Source organism: Bradyrhizobium sp. HKCCYLRH1030, from assembly GCF_051168395.1.
In the GTDB taxonomy this organism is placed as follows: Bacteria; Pseudomonadota; Alphaproteobacteria; order Rhizobiales; family Xanthobacteraceae; genus Bradyrhizobium.
This window is the reverse complement of the sequence record NZ_JBNPUY010000005.1, coordinates 436,428-454,416: the sequence shown is the minus strand read 5'-3', so window position 1 is coordinate 454,416 and position 17,989 is coordinate 436,428. Positions and strand designations below refer to the sequence as shown.

Genomic DNA, 17,989 nt, shown 5'->3' with positions numbered 1-17,989 from the left:
CGCACCGTCCACCGGGCCGCGGCGCTTTTGGCCCGGACGGTTCTGCCGTTAAATGCCGGCCGGCTGGGCTGTCATGGACACACCGAAGATGTGGACCCGCTACGACCTCAAATACCGCCTGACCCTGCGCATCTCGGTGGTCTCGGCGCTGTGCTTCGCGGCGATCTGCGCCTATGTGCTGTTCGACATCGACCGCTCGGTGCATGTACGCAATGAGCGGATCGCCGAGATCACGGCCCGGACGCTGCAATTGCAGCAAAGCAAGATGCATTGGGTCGCCAGTCCGCCGGCCGGCTTTCCCGACCTCGATGCGGTCGCGGCGGCGGCGATGCGACCGGGCCTGTGCATCGCCTATCGCGGCGTCGACGGCGTGATCGTGCAGCGCATCTGCGGCGGCGCCGAGGCGCAGACGGACGATCCGCCCCGCGCCTTCGCGATGCTGTATCGGCGGCTGTTCGATCCGGGCCGCGAAGCGGCACGGCCGGTCAGGTTTCGCGACGAAACGACGGGCGATGCCGTCGTCTGGATCGACGCCGGCGTCATGACCGCGGACGCCTGGCGCGAGCTCAGCCGGCTGCTGCCGGTGCTCGGGACGGCGCTGGTGCTGCTGTGCGCGCTGGCCTACGCCGCGCTGGCCCGCGCGCTGCGCCCCACCCGGCTGATCCGCGCCGGGCTGGAGCGGATCGCCGCCAACGATCTGTCGGCGCGGCTGCCGCCGTTCGACCTCGCCGAGCTCTCGGCGATCCGCGCTGCCTTCAACCAGCTCGCCGAGGGGCTGGAGACGGCGCTGGCCCAGCGCGGCGAATTGACCCGGCGCCTGATCGCCTTGGAGGACGACGAGCGCCGCCACCTGGCGCGCGAGCTGCATGACGAATTCGGCCAGTCGCTGGCGGCGATCCGGGCGCTCGCGGCATCGATCCGTCACAGCGCGGCGCAGGATTGCCCCGCTCTGGTCGGCGAATGCGACGGCATCGCGCGCACCGCGAGCGACATGATGGAGCAATTGCGCGGCGCGCTGATGCGGCTGCGCCCGCCTGATGTCGACGAGCTCGGCCTCGCCGGCAGCCTGGAGGGCCTCGTCGCCGGCTGGAACAGGCGCCAGCACGGCCGCACCGTTTTCGAGATCAGCCTGTCGGGCGACGTCGACCGACTGCCGGGCATCATCGCCACCAATATCTACCGCATCGCGCAGGAGGCGCTCACCAATGCCGTCAAACACGCCGACGCGACGCGGGTGCGGTTGCAGTTGACGCTTCAGGAGGGGCCGGTCAGCGCGACCCTGCTCACCGTCGAAGACGACGGTCTTCTCGGCGAAGCTCCCGACAAGCCGGGCATGGGCCTGCTCGGCATGGGCGAGCGCGTCGCCTCCATGGGAGGCCAGATGAGCTTCGCCGCCACCTCCGGCGGCGCGCGCCTCCACGCCGAGATTCCGGTCCCGGCCCTCTCGCCTGCGCCGACCCAGCCGGAAACGGCATGTGCGGCATGACGACCCCCGCCGGCACCATCCTGCTGGTCGACGACCATGCCGTGGTCCGCGAGGGCTACAGGTCGATGCTGCAGAAGCAGCCGGGGCTGCGCGTGGTCGCCGAAGCCGCCGATGGCGCCGAAGCCTACCGGCTGTTCAAGGAGGTCAGGCCCGATCTCGTCATCATGGACCTGACCATGCCGGGCGTCGGCGGCATCGAGGGCATCCGCCGCATCCGGCAATGGGATCGCGGCGCGCGCATCCTCGTCTTCACGATGCATGAGAATGCCGGCTTCGCGGTGCAGGCGATCCGCGCCGGCGCCCGCGGCTATGCCACCAAGAGCAGCCCGCCGGAGACGCTCGTGCGCGCCGTCATGGACGTGCTCGCAGGCCGCATCGCGATCAGCCCCGACATCGATCACGAGCTCGCGCTCAGCCGCCTCGCCGGCGAGCGCGCGGCCGCCGACGTCCTGTCCGCGCGCGAGTTCGAGGTGATGCAGATGCTGCTCGCCGAACGCACCACCGACGAGATCGCGTCAGCGTTGCATCTCAGCCCGAAGACGGTTGCCAACCTGCACTCGCTGATCAAGGACAAGCTCGGCGTGGCCAGCGACATCGAGCTGGTGCGGCTGGCGCTGCGGCAGGGCCTGCTGACCTGAGCCCGCAGGCTCACATCTCAGCAAGGATTTTCAGGGTCGCCCTGCGGCGTCGCTGCCGCTTCCGGCGCCGTGACCGGATCGTCGATCAGGTGAAATGCACGCCCAAGCCGGCGCTGCACGCTCATCACGGCGCGGTCGACGTCGCTGATCAGGCTGTCGCCGAGAACGACGTGCGGGATCTCCCAGTTGCGGCCGCTGCGCACGTCGAGCGCATGAACGGCCGGCACACGTGCCGTCTCGCAGCCCGGCTGCGCGCGAAGTTCCTCCTCGACCAGGCGGGTCAGCTCCGCCTGGGTCTTGCCGATGGTCGTCATCGCCGGCATCAGGGCCTGATCGCGGGCATCAGGCCGAGCCGCTTGGCGATGATGCGATCGACGGTCCGTTTCGGAAGCACCCGCACGATCCATTGCCTCATGGCATCGGGCGCGATCTCGTAGCGCACCTTGGGCGCCGGCAAGGTCAAGGCGTCGGCCACCCGCGCGGCGATGGTCTCGGCCGGCAGCCCGGACTGGCCGAGATGCAGCATGAAGGCGCGGATCTTCTGCAGCGCCGGGAAGAACGGCGAGGCCTGATACGGCGACAGGTCGACTTCGTCGGCCTTGGCCCAGATCGGCGTCTTCACCGCGCCCGGCGCGATGACGATGACGTCGATCCCGAACAGCATCAGCTCACGGCGCAGGCTCTCGGACAGCCCTTCGACCGCATGCTTGGAGGTCGAATAGGGCGCCATCAGCGGGTTGCCGTTGCGGCCCGCGACTGAGCTGATCATCACGATCCGGCCGCGCTCTCCCGTCATGGCTGGATCGGCCCCGAGCAGCGGCGCGAACGCCTGGGTCGCGATGACCGGGCCGATGACGTTGACCTCCATCTGATGGCGGAACTGCGCGATCGGCAGCTCCGTCACGGGACCGGCGACGGCGATGCCGGCATTGTTGACGAGACCGGCGAGCGTCTCGCCCTTGAGCGCCGCTCGCACCTCGCCGGCGGCAGCCTTCACCGCCGCCTCGTCGGTCACGTCGAACAGCAGCGGCATGAAGTTGGCGCCGAGCTCGCCGCGCAGACGGTCTGCGTCGGCCTGCTTGCGAACGCTGCCGAACACGCGAAAGCCGCGCGCGAGCAGGAGCTTCGAACAGGCGAACCCGATGCCGGTGGATGCGCCGGTGACGACGACGGATTTCATGGTGACCTCAACGATTTGCGCGGCGATTATCGCACGAGATGCGGCAGGATGCTGGCGCTGATTTTTCGCGCGAGGTCATCGCCCGCCGAGCCTGCCCCGGAACATCGGGTGACGCCACGCATCGCACGGCGCGTCGGCAAAATGGCCGCGGCAAGAATGGGATTTAAGTTTCAAGGCTTGGGAGGATGACAGCTGACGTGAGATCGAGGGCAGCGAGCAAGTTGGATGAAGGAAGGTTTGTGACCTTATGAGATCATTAACCTTTCCGCTTCGCTGGCCTGTCGTCGCCGCGTCTGCGGGGAGGTGTTCGCACCTCATTCCATCGCCTGTCCGGCGAATCTCCGGAAGACCGGGCTCCAGCCCGTCATCCCCCCTATATGTATCGTCTTAATTTTCCGTATCCGTGTTTCTCCGGAGTACTACGCCTTCGGCCCCTAACGCATTGTTATCGCCCGTGCCGAAAACTGCTCCGGCCGAAAGCCTTGCAGCGGATCACAATCGCGTTGCTGTCGCTCCGGCAATCCGGACAAACGAGCGCGATCGTGTCACAGCCAGAACAGCTTCCGCCTTCAGAAGACTCCATCATCACCGAACTCGAAGAGGCCGTCCGCAGCGGCACCTCGGCGAAGCGCGTCAACACGCTGCGCCAGGTCACCAACCTGTTCCTGCATGACGGCGAACGCCTCAGCGAGGACCAGATCAAGGTATTCGACAACGTGCTGTGCATGCTGGTCTCGCGGGTCGAGACCCGCGCGCGAGCCGAGCTCAGCAAGCATCTCGCGCCGGTCGACTACGCGCCCGTCGAATTGATCCAGCAGCTCGCCCGCGACGACGAGATCTCGGTGGCCGAGAACGTGCTGATGCACTCGAGCCGGCTCACCGAGCATACGCTGGTGGAGGTCGCGGCGACCAAGGGCCAGGATCACCTGATGGCGATCTCCAGCCGTCCGCATCTGACCGAGGCGGTGACCGACATCATCGTCGACCGCGGCGAGCGCCGGGTGATCCGCAAGCTCGCCAACAACCAGACCGCGCGCTTCTCCGAGTCCGGCTATTCCGGGATGATGGCGCATGCCGAGGACGACGACGAATTGTCCGAGATCATCGGGCTGCGCGTCGACCTGCCCACCAAGCACCTGCGCGACCTCCTGCGCCGCGCGACCGAAGCCGTGCGCGCCAGGCTGATGGCCTCGGCGCCGCCGGCGTTGCAACAGGAGATCAAGAAGATCCTCAAGGCGATCGCCGACGTTGCGCGCAGCGACGGCGGCCTGGTCGGGCGCGACTTCACGCTGGCCGAAGAGGCCGTCAAGCGCATGAAGGGGCTGAACGAGCTCAACGATGCCGCCATCGCCTTCTTCGCCGAAACCCGCCGCTTCGGCGAGGTTTCCGCCGCACTCGGCCTGCTCAACAACGTCCCGACCGAGATGATGGCCAAGGTGCTCGAAGGCCCGCGCACCGATATCGTGCTGATCCCTTGCCGTGCCGCCGGGCTGGCCTGGTCGGTGGTGGCGAAAATCCTGACCCACCGGCCGATCAAGCACGCCATCGACAGCGACACGCTCAAGCTCGCGGAACGCGACTACGGCCGCCTGTCGCTCGACACCGCCCAGCGCACGCTGCGATTCTGGATGGTGCACAACAAGGTCGAGAAGTGAGCGGGTGCTCACAAGGCGCAATCCTCATCAGCAACGACTCGCACTCCGCTGTCGTCCCTGCGAACGCAGGGACCCATACCGCGTGATGTGAATTGGCGGAAAATGTCTTGATCGTCGTCCTTCGCCACACGACCGCCGGTGGCTATGGGTCACTGCGAACGCAGGGACGACGGCTATGGCTGTCGCAGGCGGCCGGGCATCACCAAGCCGACCGGCCAGCGTTATCGCCAGGAGATCGCCGGGCGCCGGATTGACTTTGGTGCGCCCGCACTCCTACGGTGATCGCGACGGTGCCCCTCGACCGGGGCTCAAAAGGGAATGCGGTGCCGGATGCGTCTCGCAAGGGACGTGACCGAAGGCCGCAGCTGCCCCCGCAACTGTAAGCGGCGAATCTCACGTCAAAGGCCACTGGGAAATCTCGGTCCCGGGAAGGCGACGTGGAGGTGACGACCCGCGAGCCAGGAGACCTGCCGTCAGCCGTGGTCACACGCGAGGATGCCGGTCGGGGCGTTATTGGCATCGTTTTCAGGCAGGCCTGCAAAGGGCTGCATGAGACCTCGTTCGCGGTGACGTGCCACTGACGTCATGCCGAGGTCCCTCGTGTCTCCCGTTCCCCATGCCAGGCGCAGTCGCGCCCTTCTGTCGTCGTTCTGCGTCCTCTCGTCATTCGCCCTGCTCGGCCCCTCGCCCACAGCAGCGCAGCAATCCGCCTCCCCCGACCTTCTGCCCCCGGTTGAGGTCGACCCGCCGCGCGAGCCGATCGCTCAGAAACCAGCCATCCCCCGCAGAACCGGCGACGCCGCGCATCAGCAGGTGCCGGCGGCAAAGCCGGCCGCGCCAGCCGGAACCCCTGTCGCCGTCAGCCCGACCGGCGTCGTCACGCCAGTGGCCCACGTCGCGAATGCGATCACCGTGATGACCGACAAGGACATCGCCGGGCAGCAGGCCCGCACGGTGCCGGACATCCTGAGCACGATCCCCGGATTGAACGTGGTGCAGGCCGGCGGCCCGGGCGGCCAGACCAACGTCTTCATGCGCGGCACCAACGCCAATCACACCAAGCTCTTCATCGACGGCATCGACGTCGGCGATGTCACCAACGGCAATGGCGCGTTCGATTTCGCGCATCTGCTCGCCGCCGACATCCAGCAGTTCGAGGTGCTGCGCGGGCCGCAGAGCGGGCTCTACGGCTCGGATGCGATCGGCGGGGTGATCTCGGTGATCACGCGCAAGGGCGAGGGCCCGGCGCGCGCGACCGCCTCGGTCGAGAGCGGCTCGTTCAAGACCTTCAACCAGTCAGCCGGCGTCAGCGGCTCACAAAACAATATCAACTACGCGATCAATGTCGCGCATCTGCACGCCGGCGACGTTCCGGTGACCCCGTGGCAGCTGCTGCCTGCGGGGCAGAAGGCCATCGGCAATGCCTACGACAACGTCACCGCCTCGGCCAAGCTGGGCGTCGACCTCAACGAGGCCTGGACGCTGAACTCGGTGATTCGATACACCGACGCGACGCTGCTGTTCACCGGCGACAGCGGCTTTCCGAGCTTTCCCGACGCGGCCCAGAGCAACCACACCGTCCACCAGCTTGCAACACGCCAGGAAGCCGTGTGGTCGCTGCTCGGCGGCCGCATCCGGAACTACTTCGGCGTCAACTATGTGAACGACCGGTCGTCCGACCTGACGGCTGGCAATCCGGTGGCGGCGGTCGCGACCGGCGAGCGCATCAAGTATGACTGGCACGCGGTGACCGAGCTGGCGCCGCATAACAATCTCGTCGTCGGCCTGGAGCAGCAGACCGAGCGGCTGAAGACCGCCGACCTCTCGGCCGAGAATGGCAACAAGGCCGGCTTCGTCGAGCTGCAGACCGAGTTCGTGAAGCGCTGGTTCGTGGTGGCGAGCCTGCGCAACGACGTCAACGACCAGTTCGGCGGCCATGGCACCTACCGGATCGCGCCGGCGGTGATCCTGCCGGTGACCGAGACCAAGCTGAAGGCGAGCTACGGCACCGGCTTCAAGGCACCGACCCTGAGCCAGTTGCACCAGGATTTTCCGGCGTTCAACTTCTTCGCCAATCCCAACCTCCGGCCGGAGCAGAGCACCGGCTACGACGCCGGCTTCGAGCAGCCGCTGTTCGACGATCGTCTCCGCTTCGGCGCGACCTACTTCCACAACAGCATCACCGACTTGATCAATTTCAACGCGACCTTCACCTCCTACGCCAATGTCGGCCTCGCGACCACCGAAGGCACCGAGAGCTTCGTGACCGCTGATCTCACCGACCGGATCTCGCTGCGTGCGGACTACACGTTCACCCGCGCGGTCGATGCGGCCACCGGCCTGCAGCTGTTGCGGCGGCCGAAGGAGAAATGGAGCGCAACCGCGACATGGGGGCCGATCGATGCGCTGACGCTGTCAGCGACGCTGCTGCACATCGGCGACTGGCTCGACGTCAGCCGCGACGGCATGACCACCGGCCTCGTCGCGCCCGGCTATACGGTCGTCAACCTGCGCAGCGACTACGCGCTGTCCGATCAGGTCAAGCTGTTCGGCCGGATCGACAACCTCTTCAACCATCACTACCAGAACCCGACCGGATTCCTCGCGCCGGGCTTCGGCGTGTTCGGCGGCATCCGGGTGGCGAGCTTCGGCGTGCAGTGACGCCGCCGACCAACCTCCCGGCGGCTGACAGAAGCTGCCGAAATGGACTACAATCGCAACAGAAGGAGATGTTCCATGACTCTCGACGTCCTCGCCCGGTCTGGTACCGAGGCTCGCCTCGCGCCCGTTCCGCAACGGCATGCCGCTGCGTTCTGCTTCGCGCTGCTGACAGGGGCCTGCGCGCTGGCGAGCTTCGTGTTCGCCTGCGCGACGCCGTTTGCGGCCTTCGCCGTGATCGCCGCCGCCATGCTGCCGCTGCGCGCGGCGCTGCCGGTGATGCTCGGCGCCTGGCTGGTCAACCAGGGCATCGGCTTCGGCGCCCTGCACTATCCGGTCGATGCCAACACCCTGGCCTGGGGCGCCATGATCGGCGTCGCGGCGCTCAGTGCCACCGTTGTGGCCCGCATGGCCCTGGCGACCTTGCGCACAGCACCAGCGACGGTTGCGCTTGCCGTCGCGCTCCTCAGTGCCTACGCCGCCTATGAGCTGGTGCTGCTGGCCGCCACGCCGGCACTCGGCGGCGCCGCGAGCTTCGCGCTCCCGATCGTCGCCCGCCTCGGCCTGACCAGCGCCGCCTGGCTCGTCGGCCTCGTCGCCGTCAGCGAGATCGTCCGCCTACTGACGCCGGTGGCGTCGCGCCGCGCGGCGTCCTGAACGCGCCGGCGGGCCTTCAACGACCCCAAACAGAAACGGCGGGCCTCTGCCCGCCGTTTTCATTTCTCGGTTTCGCCGCAAGACCTCAGTTCTTGCTCTTGTCGACCAGCGCGCCCTTCTTGATCCAGGGCATCATGTCGCGCAGGCGGGCGCCGACTTCCTCGATCGGGTGCTGGGCAAGCTTGGCGCGGGTCGCCTTGAACGAGGTCTGGTTGACCTTGTTCTCCAGCATCCAGTCGCGCGCGAAGCGGCCTGACTGGATGTCGTCGAGCACGCGCTTCATCTCGGCCTTGGTTTCCGGCGCGATGATGCGCGGGCCGGTGACGTACTCGCCGTATTCGGCGGTGTTGGAGATCGAGTAGTTCATGTTGGCGATGCCGCCTTCATAGATCAGGTCGACGATCAGCTTCACCTCGTGGAGGCACTCGAAATAGGCCATCTCCGGCGCGTAGCCGGCCTCGGTCAGCGTCTCGTAGCCGGCCTTGATCAGCTCGACCAGGCCGCCGCACAGCACCGCCTGTTCGCCGAACAGGTCGGTCTCGCACTCTTCCTTGAACGTGGTCTCGATGATGCCGGCGCGGCCGCCGCCGATCGCCGAGGCGTAGGACAGGCCGAGGTCATGGGCATTGCCCGAGGAATCCTTGGCGATCGCGATCAGGCAGGGCACGCCGCCGCCGCGCTGGTACTCCGAGCGGACGGTGTGGCCGGGGCCCTTCGGCGCGATCATCAGCACGTCGAGATCGGCGCGCGGATCGAGCAGGTTGAAGTGGACGTTGAGGCCGTGCGCGAACACCAGCGCGGCGCCCTGCTTCATGTTGTCGTGCAGGTGCTCGCGGTAGATGTCGCCCTGCAGCTCGTCCGGGGTCAGCATCATCACGAGGTCGGCCCACTTGGCGGCCTCGGCGACTTCCATCACCTTGAAGCCGGCGCCTTCGGCCTTCTTGGCGGAGGCCGAGCCCTTGCGCAGCGCGATCGCGACGTCCTTGACGCCGGAATCCTTCAGGTTGAGCGCGTGGGCGTGGCCCTGGCTGCCATAGCCGACGATGACGACCTTCTTGCCCTTGATCAGGTTCAGATCGGCGTCGCGATCGTAGTAGACACGCATTGTCGTTTCCTCTTTGAGATGGCCGGAATTGGCTGGAAAGTCAGACGCTTGGGTGAGGCACGGGCGGCTGCGCCCGGACGAAATCCGGCCCGTGTCTAGAGCATTTTGGCCCTGCTTGGAAACCCCGATCTCGCATGGCGGCAGTCTCCCTCATGCGTCCATGAACACGGGATAGAGCGAGGCCAGGAGCAGCATCGCCATCAGGATGTTGAAGGCGCGGACCGCACGCTCGGAGCTGAGCAGCGGCCGCAAGGCCGTGCCGAACAGCGTCCAGGTGATGGTCGAGGCGACCGCCATCACGAAGCTGATCGCGACCTGCAGCGCCACGTTGGCCGGAAAGCTGGCGATCGCGGCATAGGCGGTGATGGTGCTGATCACCATCACCCAGCCCTTGGCGTTGACCCATTGGAACAGCGCCGCGCCCCAGAACGACATCGGGCCGCGCGGCTTGGCGTCGTCAGGCTCGGCCGATCCTGACAAGGCGATGGCGACCGCGAGGTAGATCAGATAGGCCGCGCCGAGGTATTTCAGCACGTCCTGCAGCAGGGGATAGCGGATGAACACCGTCGCGAGGCCGAAGCCGACCGCGCCGACCATGAAGGCGAAGCCGAAGCTGACGCCCATCATGTGCGGCACCGTGCGGCGGAAGCCATGGGTCACGCCCGACGACAGCAGCATGATGTTGTTCGGCCCGGGCGTGAACGCCATCACGAAGGCGAAGGTGACAAAGGCGATGAGGAGCTGCTGGGACATCTAATGAGCTCCTGCCACACGACGACTTTTCAACCTCCCCTGGAGGGGGAGGGTCGCCCCACATCGTGCGAAGCAACGATGTGAGGCGGGGTGGGGTGATCTCTCCACGCGCGAGCTTTTGCGGCGGCCCACCCCACCCCGATCGCGCATTGCATGCGCGATCGACCCTCCCCCTCCAGGGGAGGGTGGCAGCGTGGCCACCTCACCGTCGTACAAGAACATCAGCGCCTAGCCCTGCCCCGCCGGCTTCTGCAGCACATACGTCGCGTGCATCGGCGCATGGTAGTCGGCGGAGACCGTGACGAAGCCAACCTCGGCCAGCATGCGCTCCATCACCCAGGCGAAGGTCGAGTTCTCGTCGCGCATGTGGGTGATGACGCTGTCGCGGGCGAGGTCGTGGTTCTTGATGTTGAAATCCGCCCACTGCTCGACCGAGCGCTCGACACCGTCGGGCATGCTGACATAGACGATGTCGCGCAGGAAGAACTGCGCGCCCGGCTTCAGCGCCGCGAAGATGCGCGCCAGCGCCACCGCCTTCCAGAAGTCCGGCAGATGATGCAGCGTGAACTCGCTGGCGATCAGGTCATACGAGTTCGGCTCATAGGCGAACGACAGCAGCCCCGCCGAATGCATCCGCACCGCGGTACGGCGGTCGCGGGTGTAGATCCGGGTCAGCGCCAGCATCGCCGGCGAGATGTCGATGGCGTCGACGACGGCGCCCATCAGCGCCGCCTCGGTCGCCAGCACGCCGTTGCCGCAGCCGATGTCCGCCACCCGCCAGCCCGGCTTGACGCCGAGCATCTTCAGAGCAGCGCGCGCGCGCTCGTCGGCATCATCGCCCGAGCCGTAGATCGAGGCGACGGCATGATCGAGCCCGATCCGGTTGCGTTCGTTGTAGTACCAGTCGCGCGCCAGCATGGCTCACATCCCTTCCGATCCCCGCCCGATCGCCGCAATGCCGGTCCTGGCGACTTCCACCAGGCCGAGCGGACGCATCAGATCGATGAATTGCGTGATCTTGTCGGTATTGCCTGTGATCTCGAACACGAAGCTTTCCGTCGTGGCGTCGATCACCCGGGCGCGGAACGCATCCGCCAGCCGCAGCGCCTCGACCCGCGGCTCGCCGGTGCCGCGCACCTTGACCATCGCGAGTTCGCGCTCGATCGCGCGCTTGGTCAGCGTCATGTCGACGACGCGGTAGACCGGGATCATGCGGTCGAGCTGGTGCTTGATCTGCTGGATCACCATCGGCGTGCCGGTGGTGACGATGGTGATGCGCGAGAGGTGCTTCTGGCTCTCGGTCTCGGAGACGGTGAGGCTCTCGATGTTGTAGCCGCGGCCCGAGAACAGGCCGATGACGCGCGCGAGCACGCCCGGCTCGTTCTGCACCAGCACCGCCAGCGTGTGCGTCTCGTTCGGATCGTGACGGTCTTCGAGGAAATAGGCTGACGCTGGCTGGTTCATTGGTGTCCCCGTGATAGTTCAACCGTCATGGCCGGGCATAGCAGTCTGCCTTGCGCAGACTGCGTAAACTTGTCTGCGCTCCCGGCCCTCCACGTCGAGCGTCGAGCGCGCGGTTCGTGGATGCCTGGGCCTTCGCCGCGCCGAAGCGGCTTCGGCCGCGCAGGCGGGTCAAGCCCGGGCATGACAGCGGTGTTTGTGGCGAGTTGCGAGCTCCTCATGCGGCCCCCGCTTCGGCATGCGTGGCCGCCGGCAGCACCCAGCGCCTGAACAGGTCGAGATCGATGTTGCCGCCGGTCAACACTAGGCCGACGCGCTTGCCGGCGAGCCTGCCCTTTTCCTGCAAGGCCGCCGCAAGCGGTGCCGCGCCGGCACCTTCGGCGAGATTGTGGGTGTCGGTCCAGAGAATGCGCACGGCCTCGGCGATCTCGGCGTCGCCGACCTGCACGATGCGCGAGGCGCCTTTCAGGATGATGGCGAGCGCATCCGCATCCGGGCTGCGCGTCGCGAGACCATCGGCGTGGGTGTCGGCGCTGTTGGTCGTCACCACCGTCCGCGCAGCGAACGACAGCGCGTAGGACGGCGCCTCGGTCGACTGCACGCCGACGATCTCGGTCTTCAAGCCCAAGAGATCGCGCGCCAGGATGCAGCCGCAGATGCCGGAGCCCTGCCCGATCGAGACGTAGAGCACATCGAGGTCGGGCGCCGTGCGGAACAGCTCCAGCGCGTAGGTCGCGACGCCGCGCACGAGATCGCGATGGAACGACGGCACCATGTGCAGGCCGTCGCGCGCCGCATGGCGGCCGGCCTCCTCGCGCGCCTCCTGGAAGTCGCTGCCGTGCTCGATCAGCTCGGCGCCGAACGCCGCCATCGCGCGGTTCTTCTCGACCGAGTTGCCACGCGGCACGTAGATCGTCACCGGCAGGCCGTTGCGACGGCCGGCAAACGCGACGCTCTGGCCATGATTGCCGCGCGTCGCGGTGATCAGGCCGCGGACGTCCGGCCGCGTACGCTTGAGGTTGTCGACATAGACCAGCCCGCCGCGCACCTTGAAGGCGCCGGCCGGCGTGTGGTTCTCGTGCTTCACGACGACCCCGGTCCCCAGCCGCTGCGCCAGCAACGGCCACGCATGCGCCGGCGTCGCCGGCACCGCGGCGCCGACGATGGCGTGGGCGGCTTCGAGCTCAGCGAGGGTGAACATGAGAACTCCCTGACGCATGGGCACAATGCGGCCGCGCAAGCAGATGAGCTCCCTCGCCCCGCTTGCGGGGAGAGGGGGATTCTCCGCGAGTCCGACTGCGTGGGGAGTCCCCCTCACCCGACGCTGCGCGTCGACCTCTCCCCGCAAGCGGGGAGAGGTTAAGAGAGAGACTGCCGGACGCGCGTGCCATCACCGCACCATCAAACCTATCAGACTCACACCAGCGCCTTGCCGCCCGCGAACGCCGCGGCCGGATCGCTCGCTTCCGCCGGCAGGATCATCTCGTTATGCGCCTTGCCCGACGGGATCATCGGGAAGCAGTTTTCGAGCGCCGCGACGCGGCAGTCGAACAGCACCGGCTTCTTGACCGAGATCATCTCCTTGATCGCGCCGTCGAGGTCGCCGGGCTTGCTCACCTGCAATCCGACGCCGCCATAGGCCTCGGCCAGTTTGACGAAGTCCGGCAGCGCCTCCGAGTAGGAGTGCGACAGGCGGTTGCCGTGCAGCAGCTGCTGCCACTGCCGCACCATGCCCATGTACTGGTTGTTGAGGATGAAGATCTTGACCGGCAGCTCGTACTGCACGGCCGTCGACATCTCCTGCATCGTCATCTGCACCGAGGCGTCGCCGCCGATGTCGATGACGAGGCTGTCGGGATGGGCGACCTGGACGCCGATCGCGGCCGGCAGGCCGTAGCCCATGGTGCCGAGACCGCCCGAGGTCATCCAGCGGTGCGGTTCCTCGAAGCCGTAGAACTGCGCCGCCCACATCTGGTGCTGGCCGACCTCGGTCGTGATGTAGGTGTCGCGGCCGCGCGTCAGCTCGAACAGCCGCTGGATCGCATATTGCGGCATGATGACGTCGCGGTTCGGCCGGTAGGCCAGCGAGTTGCGCGCGCGCCAGACGGCGATCTCCTGCCACCACGACTTGATGTCGGGCTTCTTCGCCTCGGCCCTGAACACCTGCAGGATGTCGGCGAGCACGTCGCCGCAATCGCCGATGATCGGCACGTCGACGCGGATGTTCTTGTTGATCGAGGACGGATCGATGTCGATGTGGATCTTCTTCGAGCCGGGCGAGAACGCATCGGTGCGCCCGGTGATGCGGTCGTCGAAGCGCGCGCCGACGCACAGCATGACGTCGCAATCATGCATCGCCATGTTGGCCTCGTAGGTGCCGTGCATGCCGAGCATGCCGAGCCAATTGGTGCCCGACGCCGGATAGGCGCCCAATCCCATCAGCGTCGAGGTGATCGGGAAGCCCGTGACCTCGACCAGCTCGCGCAGCAGCCGCGAGGCCTCCGGCCCCGAATTGATGACGCCGCCGCCGGAATAGATCACCGGCCGCTTGGCGCCCGCCAGCAGCGCCACGGCTTTGCGGATCTGCATCGCGTCGCCCTTCACGCGCGGCGAATAGGAGATGTGGACGTCGGACTTGCGTGGCGGATGATAGGTGCCGGTCGCGAACTGCACGTCCTTCGGCACGTCGACGACGACCGGCCCCGGACGGCCCGTGGTCGCGACATAGAACGCCTCGTGCAGCACCTTGGCGAGATCGTTGACGTTGCGGACCAGCCAGTTGTGCTTGGTGCAGGGCCGGGTGATGCCGACCGTGTCGCATTCCTGGAACGCGTCGTTGCCGATCAGATGCGTCGGCACCTGGCCGGTGATGCAGACCAGCGGGATCGAATCCATCAGCGCGTCCGCCAGCGGCGTCACCATGTTGGTGGCGCCGGGGCCCGAGGTCACCAGCACGACGCCCGGCCTGCCGGTCGAGCGCGCATAGCCTTCGGCGGCGTGGCCAGCGCCCTGCTCGTGGCGGACCAGGATGTGCTCGACCTCGCTCTGCTGGAAGATCTCGTCATAGATCGGAAGCACCGCGCCGCCAGGATAGCCGAAGAGGTGCTGCACGCCGTGGTCGATGAGCGCGCGCACGATCATCGCGGCGCCGGTCATCTGGTTCGGATCGTGGCTCTTGTCGGTCATGGTGGGCTCCGGATCGCTTCTGTCAGCGGCTGGTCGGTCTTGGTCAGTCGGTCTTGGTCAGTCGGTTTTGGTCACTTGGGTCAGGGTCGTTTCGGTCGGATCGCTGGCTTCCAGGCAATAAAAAAGGGCCCTGGAAGGCCCTGCGCACCGCTCGGAATTTGGATGGCCGCTAGCCATCCCCGGCGGTGCGCCTGGGTACGACGGCGATAAGGAGGATGGAAATAAAGTTGCGCATGATGCCGAGCGAGCTTCCCAAAGGTTGCGCGAAACATAGCCGGCGATGCCCCAATGTCAAGGCAAAGCCGGCTCGTCAGCGCGATTTTGCGATGTTAACGCGGAATTTTCCGTTCGGCGAGCGGTAATTTGGCCAGCGCTGCCGCAAAGGGCCTACCGCTCGCGCGGACTTAGGGGTTCCAAGGGTTGATCAGCGAGAGCCCGAGCCCAGCGAAATCGCCAGCATTTCGCGTTGCGAGGTCAAGACCATAGGCGGACGCGATACCGGCGATCTGCAGATCAGCGAGCTTCGTCGGGATCTGTTGCAGCGGCAACCCGCGCGCTCGCGCTATTGCAACCAGCTGAACAGCGGCCTGGGCGGCGGCAGCGTCGAATGCATAAACCCGGCTTCCGAAGCGACGGATCGTCCGGCTGATCGCGTTCTGGAGGCTGTCTTTCCGCCGTCCGTCGTCGAGCATCGCAACACCCGCGCCGAGTTCGAGAATGGTGATGCTCGATATCGCGGCATTCGCAAAGTTGACGTCGAGCCAGCGGATCACTTGCATCGCTGGCGCCAGCTTCAACACCTCTGAGATGACGTTGGTATCGAGCAGGATCATTCGAAATCGACCGACCGGATCGGAGCGGCGCGGAGCAGTTTGAGCTCCTCATCAAGGTCGACGCCCGGCCTCGTGATGGCAAAGAGCCAGCTGCCAAACGGCGCTATATCGTCGGGCGACTCCGCTTCCTCACGAGCAAGCTTTTCCAACGTCTCCCTCAGGTCAGCCTCCAAGCTCTTGCCACGGCGTTCGGCGCGAAGTCGCAACAGCTCCTTGGTCGCGTCGTCCACTTTGCGGATCAGGATGTCAGCCATCAGAAGAGCCTCCATCTAATTGATATCACGATATCAAAAATCTTTCAATGCTGCCATCCCCTCCCGCGCCGCCTCCGGGCTCATCCACTCGAACTCCGGCAGTTGGTGCCGAAACCAGGTGAACTGCCGCTTGGCATAATGGCGGGTGTCGGCCTTGCCGATGGCGGCCGCCTCCTCCCGCGTGATCTCCCCTCTGATATAGCGGATCAGCGCCGGCACGCCGTGGGCCTTCATCGCCGGCAGCAGCGGATCGAGGCCGCGCGCGGCCAGCCGCTCGACCTCCTGCACCGCGCCGCGCTCCAGCATCAGATCGAACCGTGCATCGATCCGCGCATACAGCGCCTCGCGCTCCGGAGCGATGAACAGCGCCCGATAGCTGCCCTCCGGCAGCAGCGGCGGAGTGGCCTCGGCATGCCAGTCGGCCAATGGCCGACCGGTGGCCTCGATCACCTCCAGCGCGCGGGCCACGCGGGCGCGGTCGCGGACGTTCAGCCGCGCGGCCGCCGCCGGATCGCGTCGCGCCAGCTCGGCATGCAAGGCCTCGACGCCGTCGCGATCGAGCCTGAGACGCACCGCGTCGCGCACCTCATCCGGCACGGGCGGCACCGCGGACAGCCCTGATGTCAGCGCCTTGAAATACAGGCCAGTGCCGCCGATGAAGATCGGCAGCCGCCCGGCCCGTTGCACCTCGCCCAGGATCTCCGCGGCATCCCGGACATAATGGCCGGCCGAGTAGTTCACGCTGGCATCGACATGGCCGTAGAGCCGGTGCGGCACGGTGGCCTCTTCGTCGCAGGTCGGCCTTGCCGTCAGCACCCTCAGATCGCGGTAGACCTGCATGGAATCGGTGTTGATGACGACCCCGCCCGCTTTTTGCGCAAGTTCCATCGCCAGCGCCGACTTGCCGCTGGCGGTCGGCCCTGCGATAAGCAGCGCTTTGTTGATCCCTGGCAAAGTCACCTGATGTCTCTCGTCGCCACCTTCATCTGCAATCCCGCCGATCCCGCGCTTGATACCACGATCGTGGAGGCCTTCCTGGCCGTTCTGCCCTCGCCGGGCACGCCGCGCTGGCTGTTCGACGAGGTCGCGATCGACATCCCCTTCGCCCACGACGGCGAGGTCCACAAGCTCGAGGCGCGCCTGCGCGACCTGCGCGGCGACATGCCGATCGACATCGTCGTGCAGGCGGAAGCCGTCAGGCGCAAGAAGCTTTTCCTCGCCGACATGGACAGCACCATGATCGGGCAGGAATGCATCGACGAACTCGCCGATTTCGCCGGGCTGAAGCCGCGCGTCGCCGCCATCACCGAGCGCGCCATGCGCGGCGAGATCGCGTTCGAGCCGGCGTTGCGTGAACGCGTCGCATTGCTGAAGGACCTGCCGGTGAGCGTCGTCGACGAAGTCCTGACCAAGCGCATCAAGCTGACGCCGGGCGGCCGTCATCTGGTGATGACCATGCGCGCCAACGGCGCCTATACCTGCCTGATCTCCGGCGGCTTCACGCTGTTCACCAGCGCCATCGCGGCCAAGATCGGCTTCCAGGAGAACCGCGCCAACGAGCTCATCATCGATGGCGGCAAGCTCACGGGCGAGGTGCGCGAGCCGATCATCGGCCGCGACGCCAAGCTCGCTACCCTGATCGAGCTGCGCGAGGCGTTCGATCTCGACGAGATCGACACCCTGGCGGTCGGCGACGGCGCCAACGACCTCGGCATGATCGAGGCGGCCGGTCTCGGCGTCGCCTATCACGCCAAGCCTGCGGTCTCGGCCGCAGCCTCGGCCCGCATCGACCACGGCGACCTCACCGCCCTGCTCTATGCCCAGGGCTACACGCGCGATCAGTTCGTCGACTGACGAGACTGCGGCCGCGCGGCAGGCCAAGTAGCCGCGCGAGCCTTTGCGCAATACAGCGCCCTCTCCTGGCTGTGAGAGAGGACGCGTTGATGGGCAGCCGCCATGCCGTCATTGCGAGGGCAGCGGTTTTGCGAACGCTCGACGATCGCAATCGCATTGCCGTGTGCGAATCGCCGCCGCAAGCAAAGCCGTTACCAAATCCCTGCCTTCATCGGCTCTCGATCGGCGCATCATCAGGATTTTGTTTCAATCCAGCGCTCTCGCACGCA

General features: G+C 66.6%; 17 protein-coding genes and 1 riboswitch. Of the genes, 6 read left to right on the top strand and 11 right to left on the bottom strand.

What is annotated here, in order from left to right; all coding sequences use genetic code 11:
* Window positions 1-88 precede the first annotated feature (88 nt).
* A complete protein-coding gene (locus tag ACQR1E_RS17855; RefSeq protein WP_434897396.1) occupies window positions 89-1,486 on the top strand; it encodes a HAMP domain-containing sensor histidine kinase in 1,398 nt (465 codons plus the stop codon).
* On the top strand, window positions 1,483-2,124 hold the full coding sequence (locus ACQR1E_RS17850; RefSeq protein WP_434897355.1) for a response regulator: 642 nt from the start codon (window positions 1,483-1,485) through the stop codon (window positions 2,122-2,124). The genes ACQR1E_RS17855 and ACQR1E_RS17850 overlap by 4 nt, the downstream gene beginning before the upstream one ends.
* 17 nt (window positions 2,125-2,141) lie before the next feature.
* On the opposite strand, the gene ACQR1E_RS17845 is transcribed toward ACQR1E_RS17850, so the two are convergent.
* Window positions 2,142-2,447 carry a hypothetical protein gene (locus ACQR1E_RS17845; RefSeq protein ID WP_315769089.1) on the bottom strand — a complete coding sequence of 102 codons (306 nt, stop codon included), beginning with the start codon at window positions 2,445-2,447 and terminating at the stop codon, window positions 2,142-2,144.
* A complete protein-coding gene (locus tag ACQR1E_RS17840; RefSeq protein WP_315752747.1) occupies window positions 2,447-3,304 on the bottom strand; it encodes an SDR family oxidoreductase in 858 nt (285 codons plus the stop codon). The genes ACQR1E_RS17845 and ACQR1E_RS17840 overlap by 1 nt, the downstream gene beginning before the upstream one ends.
* 542 nt (window positions 3,305-3,846) lie before the next feature.
* Between ACQR1E_RS17840 and ACQR1E_RS17835 the strand changes: the two genes are divergently transcribed.
* The 3 genes from ACQR1E_RS17835 to ACQR1E_RS17825 all read left to right on the top strand — a co-directional run bounded on the left by ACQR1E_RS17835 (window position 3,847) and on the right by ACQR1E_RS17825 (window position 8,274).
* Entirely contained in the window at window positions 3,847-4,959 is a 1,113-nt protein-coding gene (locus ACQR1E_RS17835; protein WP_315752746.1) for a DUF2336 domain-containing protein, read from the top strand.
* A gap of 271 nt (window positions 4,960-5,230) precedes the next feature.
* Window positions 5,231-5,448: riboswitch (cobalamin riboswitch) on the top strand.
* Between the two features lie 111 nt (window positions 5,449-5,559).
* Window positions 5,560-7,620 carry a TonB-dependent receptor plug domain-containing protein gene (locus ACQR1E_RS17830; protein WP_434897354.1) on the top strand — a complete coding sequence of 687 codons (2,061 nt, stop codon included), beginning with the start codon at window positions 5,560-5,562 and terminating at the stop codon, window positions 7,618-7,620.
* A 75-nt stretch (window positions 7,621-7,695) separates the two neighbouring features.
* On the top strand, window positions 7,696-8,274 hold the full coding sequence (locus ACQR1E_RS17825; RefSeq protein ID WP_434843122.1) for a hypothetical protein: 579 nt from the start codon (window positions 7,696-7,698) through the stop codon (window positions 8,272-8,274).
* 85 nt (window positions 8,275-8,359) lie between these two features.
* On the opposite strand, the gene ilvC is transcribed toward ACQR1E_RS17825, so the two are convergent.
* The 9 genes from ilvC to miaA all read right to left on the bottom strand — a co-directional run bounded on the left by ilvC (window position 8,360) and on the right by miaA (window position 16,826).
* Window positions 8,360-9,379, bottom strand: a complete 1,020-nt coding sequence (gene ilvC / locus ACQR1E_RS17820) for a ketol-acid reductoisomerase (RefSeq protein WP_434897353.1) — start codon at window positions 9,377-9,379, stop codon at window positions 8,360-8,362.
* Window positions 9,380-9,529: 150 nt separating this feature from the next.
* Window positions 9,530-10,132 carry a LysE family translocator gene (locus ACQR1E_RS17815; RefSeq protein ID WP_434844873.1) on the bottom strand — a complete coding sequence of 201 codons (603 nt, stop codon included), beginning with the start codon at window positions 10,130-10,132 and terminating at the stop codon, window positions 9,530-9,532.
* A 228-nt stretch (window positions 10,133-10,360) separates the two neighbouring features.
* Complete coding sequence (locus ACQR1E_RS17810; protein ID WP_315825240.1) at window positions 10,361-11,050, bottom strand: class I SAM-dependent methyltransferase; 690 nt, start codon at window positions 11,048-11,050, stop codon at window positions 10,361-10,363.
* A gap of 3 nt (window positions 11,051-11,053) precedes the next feature.
* A complete protein-coding gene (gene ilvN / locus ACQR1E_RS17805) occupies window positions 11,054-11,596 on the bottom strand; it encodes an acetolactate synthase small subunit (RefSeq protein WP_315713345.1) in 543 nt (180 codons plus the stop codon).
* A gap of 214 nt (window positions 11,597-11,810) precedes the next feature.
* The gene (locus ACQR1E_RS17800; protein WP_316201757.1) at window positions 11,811-12,794 is read right to left on the bottom strand and encodes a threonine dehydratase; all 984 of its coding nucleotides are present in this window, start codon (window positions 12,792-12,794) and stop codon (window positions 11,811-11,813) included.
* 215 nt (window positions 12,795-13,009) lie between these two features.
* Entirely contained in the window at window positions 13,010-14,779 is a 1,770-nt protein-coding gene (locus ACQR1E_RS17795) for an acetolactate synthase 3 large subunit (protein WP_315713347.1), read from the bottom strand.
* Window positions 14,780-15,183: 404 nt separating this feature from the next.
* Window positions 15,184-15,612, bottom strand: coding sequence for a PIN domain-containing protein (locus tag ACQR1E_RS17790; RefSeq protein WP_315713348.1), 429 nt, complete (start codon window positions 15,610-15,612; stop codon window positions 15,184-15,186).
* Window positions 15,609-15,866, bottom strand: a complete 258-nt coding sequence (locus ACQR1E_RS17785) for a FitA-like ribbon-helix-helix domain-containing protein (RefSeq protein WP_315713349.1) — start codon at window positions 15,864-15,866, stop codon at window positions 15,609-15,611. The genes ACQR1E_RS17790 and ACQR1E_RS17785 overlap by 4 nt, the downstream gene beginning before the upstream one ends.
* Window positions 15,867-15,899: 33 nt before the next feature.
* A complete protein-coding gene (gene miaA / locus ACQR1E_RS17780; RefSeq protein ID WP_434897352.1) occupies window positions 15,900-16,826 on the bottom strand; it encodes a tRNA (adenosine(37)-N6)-dimethylallyltransferase MiaA in 927 nt (308 codons plus the stop codon).
* Window positions 16,827-16,829: 3 nt separating this feature from the next.
* Here miaA and serB point away from each other — a divergent pair, with 3 nt between their 5' ends.
* On the top strand, window positions 16,830-17,720 hold the full coding sequence (serB, locus tag ACQR1E_RS17775) for a phosphoserine phosphatase SerB (protein WP_315752739.1): 891 nt from the start codon (window positions 16,830-16,832) through the stop codon (window positions 17,718-17,720).
* Window positions 17,721-17,989 lie beyond the last annotated feature (269 nt).